Here is a 22,048-nt window from a genome sequence, read left to right as displayed (position 1 = left end):
ATGATTTTGTCAATCTTGATCTTATGACCTTTTAGATATCAACATCCAATTTGGAACATGTAATTTCCAATGAATAGCGGCCGCACGGATAAAGAAAGTAAGGGTAGCACATAAAGTACCCATCAACTTCACTTGATCAGGGAAAATTTGAATTAGAATTAAATATGAAATCACTCCAAAAGTTAGTGGAAGAGCATACAATTCTTTTTTAAGCAATAAAGTGGTGTTCCCAGCCAATACATCTCTTGTAATTCCTCCTCCAATAGCGGTTATCAAACCTAATAAAACAGGTCCAACAGGTTGAGCAAAATCTAAAGCTATCGCTTTTTCAGCTCCTTGGATGACGAACATAGCAATACCTACCGCATCAAGGTACAACATCAAAGAGTAGATATTTTTTCTGGACATGAATTGATTCCCATAAAAGGCGACAATACTAGATACCACTGCGACCCAAATATAATTGAGATCAGTAGCCCAAAAAACGGGAGCATCTAATATCATATCCCTAATTGTTCCACCTCCAACAGCAGTGACTATTCCCATAACGATAGCACCGAATAAATCAATTTGTTTGGGGATAACAGCAAGCACGGCAGTAACTGCAAAAGCCACTGTTCCCAGCATTCCTAATGTATAATAGATCTCTGGAGTATTCATTTTTTAGTGTTTTGTTTTTCAATAATCGATAAGCAAAGGTCCTTTTTTAAAATTGTAAAGGTTTGCAAGAAATAATCAGTTGGTTATATGATATAGGCAAATGATAAAATAGAAAAGCCCATCAGACAAAAGACTTGTCTTTCCTGATGAGCATTTTCATAACTAGCAAAGTATATCAATCATATAAAGCTTCTTCTAATTCTTTTTTTAATTGAGTCTTATCAATTGATCCTTTGTTGGCAATAAATACCAACTTAGAAACAGGTGATTCATTTCCCCACTGTTCATCACTTTTCAACGACCAGCGTTTACTTACTCTTTGATAGATCATTTTTTTATCCAAATCACTATCAATTTGCAAAATTCCTTTTGCTCTGATGATATGAGCGGGTAAATTCTTTATAAATGCATTGATCTTTTCTTCCTTAAAGGGTGTGTCGAATGAAAAACTAACGCTCTCAAATGTGTGCTTGTGATTTGTTTTTTTGATGGCCTTTGCTTTTTCATCTTCCAAATTATGATCCGCCTCAACACCCAATATCACATCAGTAGGTACATCACCTTCCACTGTTTCCAAAACAGCTTTATTGGGTTGATGCTTTGCGATCCATTGATTGATTTTTTGTTTTTCTTCATCAGAAACTAAATCTGTTTTACCAATGGAAATGATATCTGCAGAAGTCAGTTGATTGATGAATAATTGTTGGCTTGATTCATCTTCCAAACGTTCAAAAAACGTCTCCGCATCTACCAAAGTAATGATCCCATCCAATCGAATTGCTTTATTTGACAAAACGATTTGTGCTATAGAACCCGGTTCTGCAACACCACTACATTCAAGAATAATGGCATCAGGTTGTTCTTCCTTATCTGCAATATCAATTAATGTTTTTGTCAAATCACTTGATACAGCACAACATGCACAACCGTTGGTCAGACTAATCATATCATCCGTTTGCGATTCTACCATTACAGCATCAATATTGATTTTTCCGAAGTCATTGACCAAAACGGTAATCTTTCTTCCTCCTGGATTTTGAAGGAGATGATTTAGCATGGTTGTTTTTCCTGCTCCAAGAAAACCTCCTAAAATGGTAAGAGGAATTGTTTTTACAGGTGCTATATTTTTATTTCTCAATGCCATAGCGGCAAATATTAACCCCGACATTGTTTGTCTTGCATCCAAAGCTTGATCCAATGGATTCGTCATTGTTTTTTTAATCGAATTCATCTTACTAGCATTTATTGATTTTACCACCTAATACTGTTCCCCAGATTGGAATATCCTTGATTTCTTCTGGCTCAACTTCCATCGGATCTTGATCCAATACGGTAAAGTCCGCCATTTTTCCTTGTTCAAGGCTACCTATTTTATCTTCCAATCCTAAGATGTAAGCAGCATCAATCGTTACGGCACGTAATGCTCTTTCCACACCAATTCTTTCGTGTTCTGCTACCACTGTTTTTCCATCTTCAGCAATTCTTGTGACTGCAGCATATACAGCAGTTAATGGATGCATTGGAACTACTACTTGTGGATAATCTGAATGCAAAGCGAAGATAACTCCTTCTCTTTCTAATGATCCAAGACGTGCTTCTCTCTGTGCTCTATCAGGACCGTATGCATGTTCTGAATGCAATAATGATCTAAAGTGTGAGAAGTAGTTATTGACACTTGCCAAGCCACCTAATGCTTTCAATCTTCTTGCTTGCATTGGATTACTAATCGCATAATGTTCTATGGTAAATCTATGATCAAAACGAGGATGAACTTCCTGTAATTTGGCTAACATGTCTAAAGAATTATCTAAAGCCAAATCGCCGTTTGCATGACAGTGAATCTGGAACCCAGCTTTCCAATAAGGAAGCATTTCTTTGAAAGAAGCATCTCCATCTACACCATTTCCTCCATCTAAATAACCTGGAAAATTGACTTGAGATCCCATCAACGGGAAAGAACCATCGCTCAAGAATTTTACTCCTGTGAAAAATAACTTATCCGTTTCATATTGCTTCAACCCTTTTACAAATTCTGGTGCTTTATCTCCGTGAGCCAATGTCATCGACATCGCATGTGGAGTTAATGACATACGGATAGGAAAATCAGGATCGTTGGTCGCATTGACATGGTCCTTTAATTCTTCATCATAATTCAAAACACCAAACATCAAATCGGCAATTGTGGTGATCCCAGCACGGTGACCAATTCCACTCATAAACTTCAAACCTTTTTCTCCACCCAATTCTGAAATGACATCGATAATTGGTGCGATGGCTAATTTTGCACCATCAGATTCTAAGAAAACACCTTTCAAATCACCATTTTCTTCTCTTAAAATATGAGGAGATTGTAAGCCTTCTGGAATATTTGCCATCTCAATGGCAGGTGAATTTAAATAAGCAAAGTGAGGAACAAAGCCAATCACAAAGATGGGACGAGTCGTCGATATAGCATCCAAAACTTTACGGTCCAAGCTACCTCCTTGATTGGCGGGATCAAAACCCCAAGCAATGATTGCTTCGTTTGGATCTTCTTTCTTCGCATGAATTTCTTTTAAATATTCAATCACATCTTCATAATGAGGGTGAGGTGGATTGATACCATTCAAACCTGGCCAAGGAAGTGGACCAATATAATCTAATCCTAGAAAACCTGCTGACATCCAACAGTGAGAATGTGGTTCGATTAAACCAGGAAGAATAATTTTATCTTTTAATGTATCGTCATAAGTAACATCATACCTGTCAAGCCAAGGCTTCATAAATTCTAATGTTCCTATTGATAATATTTTTCCATCAAGGACTGCTATTGCTTCCGCTTCTGGATTTCCTTGATCCATGGTATGAATTTTTTTAGCAGTGAAAACAGTTACTTTTTGTTGATTTTTCATATTTATAGTATTGATTGATATTAAATAGGCAATTGGGTTATTATCCATTACCTTAAAGCTTATGATACAAATGTCTTGGTTTTAAAACACCTTCTATTTACCTCCTTCATCACCAAAAGAGATATAAATCAGGACCCTTACATTATTGCTCATTGTTATGCGTTAATCGCTTTGACAATTGCTCTTGCCATTGCTTCTTCTTGGTTTTCTCCATCACTAGTACAGAACCATGCTACTACTGTATCATTTTCTGGTGATATGTAAACACCTTGTCCTCCTACTCCTTTTTTATACAAATCTCCATCAGACATAATCGCATCCCATTGGTATCTATTGTAGATTTTTCCTGCTTCATCATAGAAAGAAACTGTGTTTTGTTTACCAATCCACCCTTTATCATACATTTCTACAAATCTGTTATCATAAAACTTATCCATGATTTCTTTTGGGACAAGTGCTTCTCCTGCTATTTTTTCACAACTTGGTGTAAATACCATTCCCCATCTTGCTAGATCTCTAAGGCTTGAATTAACTCCTAAAAAGCCTAATGTATTTCCTGAAGGGCTCATCATATAAAATGCATCATGCTCCATTCCAGCTTTACTCCAGATACGATCTGCAAACATTTCGTTCAATGGTTTGTCCGCTACTCTCTCAGCAATACGGTTGACTACGAAAGTATTGATAGAGTTATATTCAAACTTCTGATGACCTGGAGTTTTTCTTTCCATAGATCTTAAGACATCTACCCAAGTTTCATTTCTTTCTTTTACATCTGGCAAAATACCCACTGCTGAAGTTGCTGCCCAACGGTACCAAATTTGATCAGGATCAGTTCTTGAATTCTGAATTTCCTCATCGTGCTCAGTGCCATTTAAGCCAGTAGCCATATCCAATGCTTCTTCTACTTTTACAGTATCCCAAACGGAATCTTTCAATTCTGGTAAGTAGAAAGAAACATAATTATTGACATCTACTTTTTGTTCATATTCAAGAAAAGCCAACATCAATGCTCCTGTTACTTTAGATACTGAATACCAAAGATGCTTTTCATCTGGCTTCATTGTTTTATAACGCTCATAAACAATTTCACCATTCTTTACGACTACCATTGCATCAATAGGTTTCGTATCAAAGTGTTGGTTGACACTTACCATATTGTCGTCTTTATTCTTATACTGAATCTCTCCAATATTTGCATTTACATTATAAGGCAATTCACTTACTTGACCACTCCTTGGTACTTGTGCTGTCGGATAATATTTTGATTGCTCTATCCATGCATAAGATGACATTTCGTTAGGAAATTGCATCTTGACTTTGTTCTCTGGCTCATTAAAGAATTGGCTCACCTCTTGTGTTTTATTCAAAGGGATATTGCTTTTTAAATTCTCATCATTTGCTTCAATGATATTGTTTTCTTGAGATTGTTGATTTAAGCTTTTCATTTTCTTAGTAATTTGATTGATTATTAATGATATACAAATATCTCTCTTTGATGGTGAAATCATTTACAAGATAAAAGCAGGTGTTTACAAGATTTCGGCTATTTGATAATTCTGTTTTTATATGAAAAAAGCCCATCAGAATCAGTCCGTAGACCTTTCCTGACGAGCTTATTATTACCTTATTTATTAAATCTATATTTTCTTATTGATCAGCTACTTTTTTCGCCACTGCACGCATAAAACCTGGAGCTTTATCTGATCTTTCATTAGGAGTGTTTGAGAAAACAAACGCACAGAAATCTCTGTCAGGATCTACATAAATACCTTGGTGCATGTTACCGTGTTTGAACATCGCTCCATCAGCCCAAACTTGATCCCACTGTGCAGAGTTTCTCTCACCGATATCGCCAGTCCATTCTAAGCTATATCCTTCCTCTTCACTTCCTTGGTAAGCTTTTGGATCGCCTAAAGTTCTGATTCTTTTTAAGATCTCAGGGGTAACTACTCTTTTATCAGATACCACATTCCAACTAGGTGTATACATCATCGCATATTTCAATGCATCTTCAATTGTAGTGTTGACTAACCCACCTCCTACGGCATGGTAATCGGAAGCTAGTCCCACCATAAATTGATTATGAACACCTACTTGAGACCAAATTTTTTCATTGAATACATCTTTGTAAGCTCGACCTGTCGCACTTTCTATCGCTAATACTAAAGCTTGCGTAATAGCTGTTGAATAACGAAAACGATCACCTGGCTCTTCACCTTCAATTGGCTTTACTCTTCGCATTACCTCAATCCAACCGTCACCTGTTCCTTCAATATCGAATAGAGAAGCGAAATACTGTTCAATCCAGCTATTAGGATCAGAGAATGCCGCTGTTGTTTCTTCCAAGTCCAAACCAGAAGCCATGTTCAAAGCATTTTTTACAGATACTTTATCCCAAGCTGTTCCGGCTAATTCTTTTGCATAATAAGTAATTGGTTTTTCAAGATCCAATTTTCCTTCACTTTCCAGCAAGATCGCCAAAGTACCTACCGTTGTTTTTGAAGCTGACATCCACACATGGAAGTCTGAAGGTTTCATACCTGGATATGCTTCAAAAATTACTTTTCCTTTATGTGCCATGATGATCCCTTGTACTCTATTGTAATCATCATTCAAGTATTCATTTAAAGTAGGAGTTTCAGATCCGTCTTCTAAAGTGAACTTTGTATTACCTAAATCAGCATCAATATTACGTTCCAAGTGACGTTCTTCATGTGTAGGCATTGCGATATCTACATTGATAAACTCAGGGATATTCATATTGATATACACCGATTGGTCACCTGCCGCCTGCCAATTGGGAGTACTAAAGTTTCTATGCGTTTCTCTGATAAAATCTAATGAGAAACCATCTTTTACTTTTGATATGGGTGTTGTAGTCTCTGTAATTTTACTAATATATTTTTCCGTTTTTGGAACAGTTACTTCATGTTCGCTTTGTGCTTCCGAAGAAGAACATGCAGTATTTAACATCATGGTAAAAGGCAATAAAATAGTTGAGAATTTAATTAATTGATTTTTCATTTTCTTTTAGATTGATTTAAACTTTTAAAGTGTCTTTATTTCGATTGATGATACAAATATCAAAATATTGATACTGAATGATTTACAAGAAATAGGATAGTAGTTACATGAAATCGGAAATCGTTTTCAATACTCGTTTTTACATCAATAAAATTGTCTTTAAGGAATTCTGAATCTTGTCATAAACTGAAGACGATTCGCCTGACCGTATCTTCCATCTTTAACGACGTGAACACCGTGCATATATTCTACACCAAATGACACATTGGTATAAGGCATCCAAACTAGGTTGGCGTGGAATGTACCTCCCTGCTGAGTGGTTTCGTCTAATTGATAATCCACTGTATTCAATGAAGCATAATAAGCCGCAACGGTTGTATTTAAGCTCTTCGTCCAGTAATGATTATAACCGATATATGCTTGATGGGCATTGAGTAATTCCAATTGATTGTCAGAAATCACACCATCACTTGGCGAAAACTCTAAGAATAAAATTCTATGTCCAGCACCCTTACCTGTAGAGGCACCAAACATCAATGAATTACGATGTTTTTTGTCCAATACAAATCGTCCTGTTAGGTTAATACCGTAACCATACGCTTTTTGCGTTGGGCCATATTGACCGCCTTGCCAATGATGTTGAAATACATCAGCACCTAACTGCATATGGGAAAACTTATTCATTTCCCATCTCACATTACCAGCAAACGTAGGCATAGTAGTGCGTGCAACTCCTTCTAATTCGTAAGGGTTATCGATACCACTTTTTGGTCCTTCCATACCTACAGTATAACTTAAGTTCTTTGTGATTTTATCGGTCCAACGGATTTGAATTACACGGTCGCCATATGTTCCATCACCTCCAGCAAAGTCAATAATACCTGGAATTGCACTTAAATCGGCATTAATAGACCATGTTTGACCCGCAAGGATATTTCCAAATACACCATAGGCATGACGTAAACGTGGTTGACGATATAATGAAGGATCGTCTTCAAAGAAATCCATTTCAATAAAAATTTGTAATGGCATTTCCTTACCAGATCTTAATCCTTTAACCACCGTTCTAAAGTCAACGTTGAAACGTGTTTCTTTAGCATGAAATGTAGACTGACCTTTAAGGTAAGATTCAGGTGAACCTTTAATTGGAATAGTTGCACTTTCGAATTCATAAGCAGAACCGATATAATTGAAATCTTGGATGTAATCCATTTTCACATAACCACCAAACTTGATTCTCGACTTCGAACCAAAAATAGGAATGGAATTAGGAAAAGCATCATCGATTAATTCTTGTCCTACTAATTGTCTAGCATTCATCTGCTGAGGGTTAATTGCCCCTTTTACGCCCACTAGATCTTCTTTATTTTCTTGGGCGAATAATGGTACTGAAAGGAAAAAACCTAAAATTGATAAAACATAAGGGTGTAAAAGCCTATGCTTACTCTTTAGACGTGTAGTAAACTTTTTCATTTTAAGAATTTGTATTTAGATTGAAATCATCATTGTGATATCATCAAATAGTTAGAGACGTTGATAGACACCCCCTTAATGATGACTTTACAAAGGTGTAGGAATAGATTTCAAATGCTTTACAAATTCTCGGCAACCACTTACATCAAAAAGTAAACTTTGTATTACTGTAAAGTTCCTCTGATAGATGATGGTGCATATCCGAAATGTTTCTTAAAGGTTCTACTTAAATGACCTACATGACTGTAGCCCAAATCATCAGCAATTTCTGTTAAGCTTTTGTCTGAATATTTCACCTGACGGTATGTTTCCTCCGTTCTATGTTGGTTAAAGTATTGTAGAATTGGTAATTGATAGACTGCTTTAAAGTTTCTATTTAACTTTGATATACTCATTCCGAGCTCGAAGCTTAAATCGTTAAGATTAGGTGGCTCGGTAAAGTCGGCTAAAATTTTATCCTTTAACAAGACCATACTACTAAAGTCTTCGGGATGTATTTTGATGTTGGATTTCGTCATCAATCCTTTTTCCATATTCTCTTTTAAAGCACCTAAAATATCCAAGGCCCTAGAGAAATACGAAAACTTTCTTTTGGTTTTATTCTGACTAGATTTCACTAATTCATTCACATACCCCTCAATTTCTGGTGATAAAGTAAAGTAATGAAACCAATCATCTTTCTCATTAATTAGCTGTTTGAATTTAGAATCGCCATCCTCTTCGAAAAAATCGAATACTTCTAATGGAAAACGAATTGTAATCCACTGACAGCTTATTTGAAAAGGATATTCTATATTAAATAATTGGTTGGCATTGTATAAAAATATCCCATCATGATTAAACCTTCTAAACTTGTCTTTTTTAGAATAAGCACCAGAATATCCAATTCTTAAGATCACAAAATTTCTATCCTTATTGGGAACGTTGGAATATATAATTTGAGTATTACTGTTCATCTTTAAATGCCCTACATACATTCCATCCATATATTCATAAGATGTGATTTGTAATTTCAAATCATCATTATCGATGAACATATCGACACCATCCCAGGTTCCATTAAAATCTTCAGCAATTCTTTGATAACTCTCATGAGGCATGTCCTCATTGGATTGGATTTGGTATTTTTTCACAATTAAATAGCAGGTTAATGAAATATTTTTTTTAGGAGTCCCATTGATTCGGGAGTACCATCAATTCATAAGAAAGTAAATGAAAGCACGAATCTAATATAAATAATTTTTGATGTAAACTGTTGATTTAATGTTGACGATTTTATGCAAATCATTAATCAAATCGTGTAAATCAATTCAGAATTAATCCTTGAACTTTGTAAAGCAAAAGATAGATAGTATCACGTAATTATCATTTCATATCAAATTAGAATAAAATGTAATAGGTTAGTTTCTACTACTCTCTCAAGCTAATTTTGGGTAATTATAAAGCCTCCTGCTAACGTAGGGGGCTTTTAGTGTTTTGAGTTTCTAGTATTATAGGCATTTAGTTAGAAAAATATTAGATTGTAATCACAAAACTAATACTGGTACTTTTTATTTTACACAACTATGAACTTCTTCAATAAAGCAAACTATTTTATTCTATTCTTAATCTTATTTTTTTCAACATCAAAAGCTCAAGACAAAGAACTTTGGCTTACCTATTTATATGGTGGAGAAAATTCCTTAGGTTCAATTGTTAGTACATCTTTAAGTAGTGATGAAAAATCGTTTCAACTAGAACATCAGTTTAAACAAAAATACAATGGTCATATTGACCGCTTAGAAAATGTCCAAATAGGTAATAAAGTTTATAATCTATTTGTCAATTATGGCAATTTTGGAGCAGGAGGAATAAATGAATTTGATATTGAGACCAATCAACTAATAATATGTTTACATTTTAAAGCAAACAATACAAAAATATTTTACTCTCACTTATTCAAATACCAAAATAAGCTTTATGCGTTAAAAACTGAAAACGATAAAGTGGATACCATAGTTGAATTTGACCTAGAAAATCAAAAAATTATAGAATTGGGGAATAATCTACAAAGTGATATTTTTGATATTGCTGCTAATGACCAAAATATCATTATTAGTTCTTCAGATAAAATTTATTCATATGATATTGAAAATAATACAAGTAAGCTACTTTACACTATAACTAATGGTAGTGAGATAAGAATTCAAATTGAAGATAATCACATTTATGCACTCAATAATTATCAATTTTATAAAATTAATATTTCAACTAACGAAGTAAACGTATCTAACAAGTTCGAAATATTAAATCTAGATATAAATTATAATATTGATTTTATAGTAGAAGATGGAGTTATTTTTGGGCAGACATTATTTTTCTCCAATGAGAATAATACGAGTCAATATGAACTTTTCACGTTTAATTTAACAAGCAATTCCTATCAACAAATTAAAAGGTTTGAAAGATATTGGAATTATTTACCATTTTTCAGATTTAATAATAGCATTTGTTATTTTAATGATAGTGGTATAAATAGTCATGATCATTCATTTTTTAAATACAATAAAGAAAATGAAACATTTGAACTTGCAGAAAATAGTTTACAAAGTGAATATATTCCGAATTATGATATTATTGTAACTGACTATAAAATGCACTTTATTAGTGTTGCTCATGGGGAATTTTTCACTTATGATGACCGAAGCAATTCTGTTACAAAAGCTTCATTACTTGATGATGGACAATATAAATTTACCAATACAGAATTAATACAAAATAAGGATAAAGTAATTTTCTTCACTAAAGACATCATAAAAGGTGAATCCTATATAAATACCCTTGATATTCTAACTTCTGAACACCAAATTATTGATAAACTACCTTACCCTGATATTAATAATTCTTTTCATCTTGAGAATGACTCACTAATTATGTATATACCTTATTCTGGTATTTACAATAAAGGGAAATTCATATTATATGATCTAGTCAACAAACAATTAAAGGATCTTTACACATTTTCTGATTTAGAAGCTGAAAATAATTCAAGTAAGTTCTATAAAAAAGGTGATAAGATTTATGGGTATTCAAGAAATAAGGGAAGTACTCAAAAACCTGGAATATTTGAATTTGATTTAAATCGGCAGTCCTTAACATATATATATGAATCAGATGAAGATAACTTTTATCCACATCAATTTTATATCAATTCACAAGGAAATTTATTTTATAGTGTATCTATTGATAATGGTCAAAAAGTTGATTTTTGTGAATATTCATTTGGAGAAAAAAAGGTAACTAAACGTACTATAGTTGATGAAGATTATAAATACTTAACTTTTAAAGAATATCAAGATAAAATTATTGTTTTATACAAGCCTAATGACTTCACGAAACCTAGTATTTTTAGATTTTTTAATAAGGAAACATGGTCAATAACTAAAGATATTATCATTCCAGATGATATTTTAATATATTATCAAAAACAATTTTCTATTAATGAAGGGCTTTTATACTTCTGTTCTGATAATGGCTGGATAAGAGAAAATAATACTAAGTTTTATTCTTTAGACCTAAGTACCGATCTATTTAAAATTGAGTACGAAATAGATAAAAATAAGGGATTTGGTTATTCACTTTCTGAGTACAGAAATGAAATAATTATTAAAGAGGCTAATGATGTACAATTTGAAATCCCAGAGACTATACATTTAGATAAGCAAGAGTTGATACCTCAAATTAGCTCTAACCGTTTGGATGATATTTCATTGTTTTCTTCTAACCCAGAAATTGCTCAAATAGTCGATAATAAAATTAGATTGAAAAATGAAGGGGAAGTAAATATTACCTTAAAACAGGAAGATTCACCCAATCAATACGGTACTATTATTTACAAAACACTAAAAGTTGAAAATAATCAAGATATAAATTCAATAAACACAAATTTCTTATCGATAAATTTATATCCAAACCCTACTTCTCAAAGCTTTAGTATAGATAAAAATATTGATTCCCTAAACATCTATTCTACTCAGGGAACACTAATTAAGAGCTTTGTAGAACAACCGTCATATAACATTAGTACTTTAAATCCAGGAATATATATAGTTAAGGCAATGAAAAATGATGATGTTTATACTGGGCGAATAGTATTACAATAATTCATCTTATCATAATCATAAAACTTATAAATAATGGGGTAGCTTATAAAATTATAAACTACCCCATTTTTATAAAACTCTTTTTTGCAGTACGCTCTTTAAAAACTAATTCCGTAGTTATAGGCATCCTTATGATAATAGTGAACATTATTAAGGTTATCAAAATAACCCCACTTATTTTCTACCTCTCTATTGGTAATATCAAATTCAGGATTTTCCAATAATTGCTCATGGAACAAAAACTGGAATCCTTCAATAGGATGAACACTTTCATAATTGTAAGAAAGATATGAAATGTAATCTCCTATCATAGATATTTGAAAATCAGCAGTAACTTTATAAGAAGTGCATTCTATCTCATTAGAAGTTAATGTGTATAAATGATTACTTCCACTTATATTAAAATATGGACTAAAATCTTTTTCCTCTAAATCAAAAGGTATTTCAGAACTATATTGAGAGTACATTATTGCTTTTTCTTCATTCGAATATAAATGCTTTATACCATAGTTAACATCAGTTGCATCCTTTATGAATAATTGAGGGAAAATATTCTGTTTTTTTATCGTCGAATTAAATCCATATAAATTTACTAATTGCACATAAAATGTAATTCCATTTTTTTCTAATTCAGTAAATAAATAAAAATGTTCTAATTTATTTTTACCAGTTTCATCCCAATTCAATATTTGAATAGTTTTATTAATCTGATCATCATTTATTTTGATGGTATCTTGATCATAACTATCTGCTACCACTACAAAGTTTACTTCATCATTATTATCTATAAAAGATATAGAATTTAAAATAGCATTCTCCACATCATAATTATTTGCTTTTAATTCAATAGTAAAACAACTTCTATTTTCATCATATTCTTTTTTTTCCAAAAAATCATATCTAGAAGGGTTGTAATCTAAAATCTCATAGGTATTAGGCACTATAATTACTTTTCTAATAGTTGATAAAATTGTATTTAATCGTTCACTTGAAGAAAGTGGTATGTACTGTAGGTTCCCTGATCTGTGTATATCTAATTGATAATTTTCTTTCAACTGAATTTCATAGAAATTAATATTTGCAAGGTTAGTATTTTCACCGTCATAAGTTCGTTTGATGTTTCTAGCAAATGCATAGTAGACTGTTTCATCAAGATATTCAGATGGTAATTTCAGCTCACTAACATTATTTTGAATATTTATAAAATCAGATATTGGTTCCCCTTCTTTATTTTGAAAATATAAATACCCATGATTGACTTCTGTTTTGATTACATCATCTTCAACACTATCAAAGAAATTAGGGTCTACTTGTAAAGAAATAGTTACACTATCACTTTCATCTGTTGGTTCTTCAATGTTATCATCTTCCAAAACTTGATCTAGACTTGTAGAAGAGCATGAAAAAAGTAAGCTTGCTAAAATTAATATTGAAAATAGTTTGTACATGTTAGAAAGAAATGATTAAAAAATTGATACTGTTCAATTTATCAATTCTCATTAACAATTACTAATAAATAAGTTATGATAAATTAGTCGACAATATTTTTTTAAACAAAAAAGAGTGAACCACTTCTGATTCACTCTTTCCTATCAACTATTCCAGTAAACAAATTACCCTGCCACAGCAGCTTTCTCATTTACTGTAGTTGATTTTTTCTCTTTCGTTTGTTTCAACTTAATCACTCCTACCTTATCCAATACAATAATGATTAGATATGTTGGATCGATTTCGTGCCAACGAATACCTCCAAAATTGGCTCTTGAACCTCTTGCGTGATGGTTATTGTGATAAGACTCACCCATCATCAAGAAATCAAAAGGTAAGAAATTCGTTGATGTATCACTTACTTCAAAGTTTCTATATCCGTAGATATGTGCAAACCAATTGATGATTGCCCCGTGAACCGGTGCCATCAAAAAGTGAATAGGAAGTAATAAGAAGAACCAAGGACTCATACCTAATTCCATGTAAGCATAAACGTAAACAGCTACGTAAACTAATCCCCAACCAATTCTTGAGAACCAATTACTTGCAAATTTATCGAACGAATGCCACTCAGGAACATTCTTAGTGAATTTAGCATCAACTTCTACTCTACCTTTACAGATATCTGTATAAATGTTTTTTGTAGACCACATCATCGAGAATAACGATGGTGAGTATTTGGGTGAATGTGGATCGTCTTCCGTATCGGCAAAAGCATGGTGCATTCTGTGCATAATTCCATAACCGTACGCACTTAAATAATTTGATCCTTGAAAGATGTAGGTTAATACAAAAAATACTCTCTCCCATCCTTTCGACATGGTAAACATTTGATGTGCTGCATATCTATGCAAGAAAAATGTTTGGAAGAATAAAGAAGAGTACCAATGAATTATAAAAAAGGCAATAATTAAATACATATGTTCCGTAGTAAATAAAAATTCAATAGCTTAATTGAAACTGTCGACTTTAAAACCACCTTACACACGTATTTGTGACAAAAATTAAAATTATTTTTACAAATATTTAATAAAACATTGATTTAGAGAAATAAAAAAGTGATGATTCCTAATGTTAAGGAACCATCACTTTTCGTATTTATTTTTGAGACAAATGCTATTGCATCATCTTTTTATAACAATCTTGGAAAGTAGATTGTGCTAACTTGAAGTTTTCAGCATATACTGTTTTTAAAGCTTTCAAATCTTCTAAAGATTTTCCTTCGTAGTCTGCCTCTCCATTTTCAACTGACTTAATTCGAGCATCGATATCTCTTGATTTGCCTTGGAAAATTTGGAAAAGCTGCTGTAAAGTAATCAAAGATCTTCTAGCAACAGTATCTGTACCCATGCCTGTAGCGACATAGTAATTTACATTTTCAGCATCACGTCTTACCAATAGGTTAAAGATCTCGTTAGCTTTATCTATATCACCTAAACTATAGTATAAATCCATGTACTTAGGTGCGTAGAAACTAAATGGAATTGTTTTATCTGGAACCATCTCAAGAATCCAATCCAATGTTTCTTTCGATTTAGCCAATTTCCCAGGATCGTTTTCTAGAAGACCATCATAGTATAATGTTTCTGCAAGACGGTACACGTTATTTCTAGTGTTTGCACCAAACTTACGGTATTCATCATCATAATATACACTTTCATCTTGAAGACCTCTGAAAGCAAACTTCTTGATGTTCTCCAACATCACTTCAGTGTTTACTTCTCCTACCTCACCAGGATTTTCTTCTGTAACTACAGGTAGTAAACGGTACGTCATACCTTCTAAATACAAGTATCTTCTCAAGTCCATGTTGATGGTATTTGCAGAAGTGTTATTGAAATAGATAGGGCGTTTCCAATCGTTGGTCGCAATCAAATCAAGTAAGGCCAATTCGTTTTTGAAGATATGTCCTTTTGATGACTTCAAGTCCCATACCATTTTAGAAGAAACAAATTTTTCTTTCCCTTTAGGAATGATTCCTTTATTGACTACATCGGCACTATCAACATCTAAAATAAATCTTCTTGATAATAATTTAGATGTTGTTAATCCACCTTGTAATCCTACTTGAACAGCTGGCAAGTTCTTATTTACATACTCTAAGTAAGCTTTAAGATTCACACCATTCTTTGCTCTTTCGTCTTCTACTAATGGAATGTAATCGTTTTTACCTTCCACATAGTTTTCTTTAGAAATTGATAATGGCAATGGAGCTGATTCATACTGTTGTTGTTTCATCTGATCCAAATACCACCCAGTACTAAAGTAACTTAATACTGCCACACGAACATCGGTTCTAAATCCTTCTACGTTTTGAACATACCATAATGGGAAGGTATCATTATCACCACCTGTAAATAGAATTGCATTCGGTGCACAAGAAGCTAATGTATTTCTTGCTTGATCAACTGAATGCCAACGGTTCGATCTATCGTGACCATCCCATCCATTTACAGCCATTACTGAAGGAATCAAGAACGATACAGCAATACCAGCAATTGCTCCTTTAGCGTTTAATTTCTCTGCCAAGAATTGAGCGATAGCAAATGCACCGAATCCAATCCACATGGCAAAGGCATAGAAGGAGGCTGCATATATGTAGTCACGTTCCCTAGGTTCAACAGGAGGAGAGTTCAGGTATCCAACCAAAGCGATACCCATAGTAATAAATAATATTGCGACTACATAGAAGTTCTTTCTGTCCTTCATATAATGATACAATGCACCTAAAATACCTAAGATTAAAGGCAAGAAATAGAAATTGGCTCTCGCTTTATTTTTTTGTAATAACTCAGGTAGGTCTTGCATGTCATCCCATGGAGCAAGGGAGTTAGCATCTTTTTCATCGCTTTCTCTACCGGCAAAGTTCCACAAGAAATACCTCAAATACATGTGCTTTATCTGATATCTAAATAGATAGATCATATTATGCTTAAACGTAGGTTTCTCTCCAGGTTTTATCCATGCCCATTGTCTATATAAATCAGCATGATGACCTTGTCTAGAATATAATCTAGGAAGCAACATCATGTCCTTTTTAGCAAATTCAGCTTTTGTTTTCTTATCGTAAGCTTCGTAATAATCGTTTCCGTTTCTCTTTGCTTGTCTGTATTTATCACCTACAACCTCAGTTCCTACATGTTCAGCATCGAAAGTTGGTCCGTATAATAATGGACGATCACCATACTGTTCACGTTTTAGGTAAGATACATATCCTAACAAATCGTCTGGAGCGTTTTCATTAATTGGAGTCAATTGGTTTGAACGAATAATAACCAAAGTATAACTCATGTAACCTACTAAAATGAATGTCGTTCCAAGAATCAAATTGTTTAGGGTAACCATGTTGTTCTTTTGCGTCACATAAATACCGAAAACAAGTGCTCCTACCAATAAGAATGAGAATACTAAACCGCCAGTACCAAATGAAGCACCAAACATGTTTACAAAGATTCTATCCACTAAAAAGGCAAATGAAGGTAAGCCTGGAATGACAATAATGATAATACCTAAGATAATTGCGCCACCAGCAGCCATTGCCGCGATAGTACCTTTAAAGGTGATATTATTAGGATATTTTTTATAGTAGTAGATCATTGCTACTGCTGGTAAACAAAGAAGGTTTTCTAAGTGGACCCCAATAGATAATCCGATGATATATGCAATCATGATTAACCAACGGTTGGAAGCCGCAGGATTTTCGATATGTTCCCATTTTAAGATGGCCCAGAATACCAAGGCCGTAAACATAGACGACATAGCATATACTTCGGCTTCTACAGCTGAGAACCAGAATGAATCTGAGAATGTGTAAGCTAACGCACCAACAGCAGCTGATCCTAAAAGAAGAATCTTATTCGTTAAAGAATAACCGTTTTCTGATGGTTTAACAATTTTCATCCCTAACATCACAATACTCCAGAAAAGGAATAAGATCGTTAGTGCACTCATAAATGCAGATTGGAAGTTGATCCACCAAGCTACTTTAAGTACATCTCCAAATGCTAAGAAGGAGAACATTCTGTTTATTAAAAGAAAGAAAGGAGCTCCCGGAGGGTGAGGTACCATTAACTTATAAGATACCGCTATAAATTCACCACAATCCCAAAAGGATGCAGTTTCTTCCATTGTGATGGTGTAGACAGCTAAAGATATTAAAAATACCGTCCAACCTGCTAAATTGTTTAATCGCTTAAATTCGTTCATTCTATTTCTGTTTGCAACTAGCGAAAATAGGTGAAATTATGGTCTTCATTCAAACCCTAATCTTGATCTTGTTCGTTTTCGCTCAAATTGTAGGTCTAGTTATTTATTTTTTAACATACTTTATTAATAGACGTCAATAGATTTTAAGAAACCAATCACGTTCAAGTCTTCTAAATGATGTGCATGCAAGCCTGCTTTCTTTGCTCCCTCCACATGTTGAATGGAATCATCTATAAATAAAGTAGTTGATTTGTCTAATTTATTTTCTTCAATAACTGTTTCGAAAATACTTGGATGAGGTTTTCTATCAGACATTTCATAAGAATAATAACCTCTTTCAAATAGTTTTTTGAAATCGCCAAAATCCTCTCCCAATGTGTCCTTCACAATTTTATTGAAAGCGTGAATGTGAATCTCGTTGGTATTTGATAATAAGAAGATTCTGTACTTCTTACCCACTTCCTTCAACATTTCAATTCTTTCCACAGGTAAATCCAATAACATGGCATTCCAAGCCTCATCAATTTGTTCGTCGGTAATTGGAGCATCTACAAGACCCCTAATTCCTTTTCTAAAATCGGCAGAAGAAATATTTCCTTTCTCATAATCATCGAACAAAGAAGTCTGCTCTTTTTTAGTATAAAAAGGGGCAACAGGTTTTTGTAAGATTTCTGCGAATTTTTCTAATGTATTTTCGTATCTTAAGTTCAGGATTACGCCTCCTAAATCAAAAATGATCGCTTCGTATGACATTTTTAGATATTTAATTGGTTTGTTCCTACTCTATGAGCTGAACTTTTCCATTTTAATTCTTATTGACCGCCAAAGATACTATTGTTTTCAAATTAAAAATGAAATACTACCTATCCTTTCTATCACTTTTAAGTTTTCTTATTGTTTTTCCGATTTACGGACAAGAAACTGAGGAAGAAGTCATCATGGAAAGCTTTCCAAACGACCATGATTTCTACAAGTTTTACATCTACGATAGTACCGAGTATTCTCAAAGTACTCCCTATCATGCTCTGCATACACATATGGACTTCCTTGATGAAGAAAACTACCGTCCTGCCGTTGCTGCAAGAGTATTCCCTACAAAAATGGGTTCATTGGAAGAACGTATTAATATGGCCTATGAACTAAAATTGATTTATGCTGCCAAAGGAATTTATCTTTCTGCTAAAGAGTTACCCTTGGAAAAAGACTATGTCGAAAAAAACACGAACAAAAAGCGTTTTATCATCGATAGTCGTATTCCTGAGATCTACTTGATAAAAGTGGGCGAAAGGTGGAGATACTCCAGTTATTCTTGTTTAAAAATTCGGGATTTATTCGAAAAGTCCTACCCACCTTACTCTAGAAAGTTTATTAAGTATGTGAGTAAATTAAATAAAGGGCAGGAAATCTACTTTGGACTAAAAGTATGGCAATGGATGGCCTTTCTAGCTTTGGGAGTGATTATGTACCTCGCCTATTTTATTTCTCAATGGGTGGTAGCCATCATCATCAAACTCTTGTTTTCGAAGCAGGCGAGCCCTAGTGTGATTCATTTAATCATCAAAAAATTTAGTAAACCAAGTACACTCGCCTTTTTAGCCTTTATAATGTACCTCTGTCTTCCTATGCTTTTATTGGATAGTCAGGTCATGAGAGTCATTTCACTAGTCATCAGATTCTTCTTTGGTATTTGTTCTGCCGTTTTTGTCTTTAGAACGGCTGATATTATAGTCATTCAATTGATGCACTCAAAGCAGCGTTTATCATTAGATCAACACTTAGAACCTGTTTTAAGATCGTCCCTCCGATTAGTTGCCTTAATGATCGGTATTCTACTTTTGATGAAGGTGATGGGCTATAACATTACAAATCTAATTACAGGAATCTCATTTGGTGGTTTGATTTTGGCTTTTGCAGCACAAGACACTGTGAAAAATTTTATAGGGTCAATCATGCTATTTACTGATCAGCCTTTTAAAGTTGGTGATAATGTTGTTGTGAAAGGGCAAGCAGGAATAGTAGAAGAAATTGGATTCAGAACAACTAAAATCAGAACATTTGACAATTCATTGGTCAGTTTACCAAATAACTTAGCAGCTGATAATGATATCAATAATTTGGGTAAAAGGGAGTTTAGAAGATTCAAAACAATGCTCACTTTAGAATATGGAACACCACCTGAAAACATCAAAAGGTTTATTGAAGGTATCAAAGAATGTATAGAAAACCATGAACTCACACGTAAAGAAGGGTATCAAGTAAGGCTCTTTCAGTTTTCTAGCAGTTCAATCGATGTGTATCTTAATGTTTTCTTCATTACAGACGATTACAATATAGAGTTACAATCTAGAGAAGAAATGATGTTTTCGATTATGGAAATCGCTCAGCGTGCTGAAGTGAATTTTGCCTTTCCTACACAAACTATTCACCTCAATAAATCGGGAGAAGAATAAATGTATGTTATTAATCAAAAAGTTTGAAAGCCGAAGTGATTCTTTATTTTTACATTTACATCATAAACTAAAGAACATTTAATTCTTCGGAATACACTTATGAACAGATTCTTCACTTACATATATATATTTTTAGTTGCTTCTGTTAGTGTTTATGCACAATCAGATTCTACTATACAAGAACAAAGCTACCCAGATGATCACAGTTTTTATAATTTTAAAAATTTAGACAGTGTAGAATATTCATTGAATACTCCATATCACGCTTTTCATACGCATCTGAATAACTTGGAAGAATCTAGTTTTCATCCTAAAGTTTCTGCACAAGTATTTCCTTCGAATGTAGGCTCTTTAGAAGAGAGAAAAGAGTTGGCTATAGAACTTAAATTGATCTATTTAGCGAATAATATTTATGTAAATAATATCGACCTACCATTAACTAAGAAATACATAGACCCGAAAACAAAATCAAGACGTTTTCAGATAAGTGATAAGATTCCAAATATTTATCTAGAATATCAAAACGGACAATGGAGATATTCTACATATTCTTGTCAGTCCATCCATCAGCTATTTAAAGATACCTATCCCTCTTTTGCTAGAGAGTTAGTACTTTACACAAGTAATTTACAGCGTACACAGGGCAAGTTTCTTAACTTAAAAGTATGGCAATGGATCTCCATTTTTAGCTTATTGGTATTAACCTATCTCTATTACTTTTTTAGTGTTTGGTTTACTGAGAAAGTACTCTCAAGACTATTATTAAAAGCAAAACAAGAACAGCTTGCCAAGATTATCGTCCCTAAATTAAGAAGACCAATTGCTTGGCTCAGTATCTTAGCCTTTGGATTAGTGGCCATTCCATTTTTACTTCTTCCAAGCGGCTTTTCTTATGTAGCCACGATACTTGTTAAACTAGGTTTGGGAATAAACTTTGCCGTTTTATTCTTTGAATTTGCTGATATTTTGGTCTTAAGAATTGGCATCTTCTCTAAGAAATCGAAAAAGGTAGACGAAAACCTCATCCCAATACTAAAAGTAATCTTCAGAATAGTAGCCATCTCATTAGGGATTTTGATGGTGCTCCAGATTTTAGGATACGACATTACACACTTAGTTACAGGTATTTCTTTTGGTGGTGTTGCCATCGCATTTGCTGCTCAGGACACTATCAAAAACTTTATTGGATCGGTCATGATCTTTGCTGATCGTCCTTTTGAGGTGGGCGATTGGGTTATTGTAAGAGGTCAAGAAGGTATTGTGGAAGAGATCGGATTCAGAACATCAAGAATAAGAACTTTTGCCAATTCCATTTTAAATATCCCTAACGGTTCTTTAGCTGATAGTGATATCGATAACTTAGGAAAAAGACAATACAGAAGATTTAAAACTAATTTGGCTATTCCATATGGCACACCGCCAGATAAGATTGAAATGTTTATCAAAGCGATAAAAAAAGCAGTAGAAGAGCATCCTCAAACAAGAAAAGACTTCTATGAAGTAAGATTGAACAACTTTTCTAGCTCATCATTGGATATTCTTTTGTATATTTTCTTTATTACCAAAGATTGGAGCGAGGAATTACAAGCTCGAGAGTATCTGATGCTGAAAATTTTACGTATTGCACAACAGATGGGTATTGATTTTGCATTTCCAACTCAAACAATACATCTTGCTCAAAATGACAATATGCTCATTGATGATTAACAAC

General features: G+C 33.5%; 14 protein-coding genes. 3 read left to right on the top strand and 11 right to left on the bottom strand.

Features of this window, described 5'->3' with window-relative positions; genetic code table 11:
- Nucleotides 1-21 precede the first annotated feature (21 nt).
- The 7 genes from KMW28_RS02825 to KMW28_RS02795 all read right to left on the bottom strand — a co-directional run bounded on the left by KMW28_RS02825 (nucleotide 22) and on the right by KMW28_RS02795 (nucleotide 9,184).
- Entirely contained in the window at nucleotides 22-660 is a 639-nt protein-coding gene (locus KMW28_RS02825) for a trimeric intracellular cation channel family protein (RefSeq protein ID WP_169664983.1), read from the bottom strand.
- 175 nt (nucleotides 661-835) lie between these two features.
- Nucleotides 836-1,891 (bottom strand): CobW family GTP-binding protein, encoded by a 1,056-nt coding sequence (locus KMW28_RS02820; protein ID WP_169664984.1) that lies wholly within the window; start codon nucleotides 1,889-1,891, stop codon nucleotides 836-838.
- A 4-nt stretch (nucleotides 1,892-1,895) separates the two neighbouring features.
- Complete coding sequence (locus KMW28_RS02815; protein WP_169664985.1) at nucleotides 1,896-3,551, bottom strand: amidohydrolase; 1,656 nt, start codon at nucleotides 3,549-3,551, stop codon at nucleotides 1,896-1,898.
- Nucleotides 3,552-3,706: 155 nt separating this feature from the next.
- Nucleotides 3,707-4,999: a serine hydrolase domain-containing protein gene (locus tag KMW28_RS02810; RefSeq protein ID WP_205958205.1), complete on the bottom strand. Its 1,293-nt coding sequence runs from the start codon at nucleotides 4,997-4,999 to the stop codon at nucleotides 3,707-3,709.
- A 202-nt stretch (nucleotides 5,000-5,201) separates the two neighbouring features.
- The gene (locus KMW28_RS02805; RefSeq protein ID WP_169664987.1) at nucleotides 5,202-6,578 is read right to left on the bottom strand and encodes a serine hydrolase domain-containing protein; all 1,377 of its coding nucleotides are present in this window, start codon (nucleotides 6,576-6,578) and stop codon (nucleotides 5,202-5,204) included.
- A 159-nt stretch (nucleotides 6,579-6,737) separates the two neighbouring features.
- On the bottom strand, nucleotides 6,738-8,051 hold the full coding sequence (locus KMW28_RS02800) for a DcaP family trimeric outer membrane transporter (protein WP_169664988.1): 1,314 nt from the start codon (nucleotides 8,049-8,051) through the stop codon (nucleotides 6,738-6,740).
- 164 nt (nucleotides 8,052-8,215) lie between these two features.
- Nucleotides 8,216-9,184 (bottom strand): helix-turn-helix domain-containing protein, encoded by a 969-nt coding sequence (locus KMW28_RS02795; protein ID WP_169664989.1) that lies wholly within the window; start codon nucleotides 9,182-9,184, stop codon nucleotides 8,216-8,218.
- Nucleotides 9,185-9,616: 432 nt separating this feature from the next.
- On the opposite strand from KMW28_RS02795, the gene KMW28_RS02790 reads away from it, so the two are divergent.
- The gene (locus KMW28_RS02790) at nucleotides 9,617-12,193 is read left to right on the top strand and encodes a T9SS type A sorting domain-containing protein (protein ID WP_169664990.1); all 2,577 of its coding nucleotides are present in this window, start codon (nucleotides 9,617-9,619) and stop codon (nucleotides 12,191-12,193) included.
- Nucleotides 12,194-12,291: 98 nt separating this feature from the next.
- Here KMW28_RS02790 and KMW28_RS02785 read toward each other — a convergent pair whose 3' ends face one another.
- From KMW28_RS02785 to KMW28_RS02770, 4 genes are all read right to left on the bottom strand, one after another.
- Nucleotides 12,292-13,641 carry a hypothetical protein gene (locus KMW28_RS02785; protein ID WP_169664991.1) on the bottom strand — a complete coding sequence of 450 codons (1,350 nt, stop codon included), beginning with the start codon at nucleotides 13,639-13,641 and terminating at the stop codon, nucleotides 12,292-12,294.
- A gap of 165 nt (nucleotides 13,642-13,806) precedes the next feature.
- On the bottom strand, nucleotides 13,807-14,601 hold the full coding sequence (locus tag KMW28_RS02780; RefSeq protein WP_066210296.1) for an acyl-CoA desaturase: 795 nt from the start codon (nucleotides 14,599-14,601) through the stop codon (nucleotides 13,807-13,809).
- Nucleotides 14,602-14,797: 196 nt separating this feature from the next.
- Nucleotides 14,798-17,887, bottom strand: coding sequence for a glycosyltransferase family 117 protein (locus KMW28_RS02775; protein ID WP_169664992.1), 3,090 nt, complete (start codon nucleotides 17,885-17,887; stop codon nucleotides 14,798-14,800).
- 123 nt (nucleotides 17,888-18,010) lie between these two features.
- Nucleotides 18,011-18,640 (bottom strand): HAD family hydrolase, encoded by a 630-nt coding sequence (locus tag KMW28_RS02770; RefSeq protein ID WP_169664993.1) that lies wholly within the window; start codon nucleotides 18,638-18,640, stop codon nucleotides 18,011-18,013.
- Nucleotides 18,641-18,738: 98 nt separating this feature from the next.
- On the opposite strand from KMW28_RS02770, the gene KMW28_RS02765 reads away from it, so the two are divergent.
- Nucleotides 18,739-20,337 carry a mechanosensitive ion channel family protein gene (locus KMW28_RS02765; RefSeq protein WP_169664994.1) on the top strand — a complete coding sequence of 533 codons (1,599 nt, stop codon included), beginning with the start codon at nucleotides 18,739-18,741 and terminating at the stop codon, nucleotides 20,335-20,337.
- Between the two features lie 99 nt (nucleotides 20,338-20,436).
- On the top strand, nucleotides 20,437-22,044 hold the full coding sequence (locus KMW28_RS02760) for a mechanosensitive ion channel family protein (protein WP_169664995.1): 1,608 nt from the start codon (nucleotides 20,437-20,439) through the stop codon (nucleotides 22,042-22,044).
- Nucleotides 22,045-22,048 lie beyond the last annotated feature (4 nt).

It is taken from the genome of Flammeovirga yaeyamensis, assembly GCF_018736045.1.
GTDB classification, from domain to species: Bacteria; Bacteroidota; Bacteroidia; order Cytophagales; family Flammeovirgaceae; genus Flammeovirga; species Flammeovirga yaeyamensis.
This window is presented reverse-complemented; position numbering and strand designations above follow the sequence as displayed.

Excerpts from the sequence above, each read along its gene's own strand:
- KMW28_RS02780 (WP_066210296.1), bottom strand. The coding sequence starts at position 14,601 with ATGTATTTAATTATTGCCTTTTTTATAATTCATTGGTACTCTTCTTTA.
- KMW28_RS02785 (WP_169664991.1), bottom strand. The coding sequence starts at position 13,641 with ATGTACAAACTATTTTCAATATTAATTTTAGCAAGCTTACTTTTTTCA.
- KMW28_RS02765 (WP_169664994.1), top strand. The coding sequence starts at position 18,739 with ATGAAATACTACCTATCCTTTCTATCACTTTTAAGTTTTCTTATTGTT.
- KMW28_RS02825 (WP_169664983.1), bottom strand. The coding sequence starts at position 660 with ATGAATACTCCAGAGATCTATTATACATTAGGAATGCTGGGAACAGTG.
- KMW28_RS02800 (WP_169664988.1), bottom strand. The coding sequence starts at position 8,051 with ATGAAAAAGTTTACTACACGTCTAAAGAGTAAGCATAGGCTTTTACAC.
- KMW28_RS02790 (WP_169664990.1), top strand. The coding sequence starts at position 9,617 with ATGAACTTCTTCAATAAAGCAAACTATTTTATTCTATTCTTAATCTTA.
- KMW28_RS02810 (WP_205958205.1), bottom strand. The coding sequence starts at position 4,999 with ATGAAAAGCTTAAATCAACAATCTCAAGAAAACAATATCATTGAAGCA.
- KMW28_RS02815 (WP_169664985.1), bottom strand. The coding sequence starts at position 3,551 with ATGAAAAATCAACAAAAAGTAACTGTTTTCACTGCTAAAAAAATTCAT.
- KMW28_RS02760 (WP_169664995.1), top strand. The coding sequence starts at position 20,437 with ATGAACAGATTCTTCACTTACATATATATATTTTTAGTTGCTTCTGTT.
- KMW28_RS02805 (WP_169664987.1), bottom strand. The coding sequence starts at position 6,578 with ATGAAAAATCAATTAATTAAATTCTCAACTATTTTATTGCCTTTTACC.
- KMW28_RS02775 (WP_169664992.1), bottom strand. The coding sequence starts at position 17,887 with ATGAACGAATTTAAGCGATTAAACAATTTAGCAGGTTGGACGGTATTT.
- KMW28_RS02770 (WP_169664993.1), bottom strand. The coding sequence starts at position 18,640 with ATGTCATACGAAGCGATCATTTTTGATTTAGGAGGCGTAATCCTGAAC.
- KMW28_RS02820 (WP_169664984.1), bottom strand. The coding sequence starts at position 1,891 with ATGAATTCGATTAAAAAAACAATGACGAATCCATTGGATCAAGCTTTG.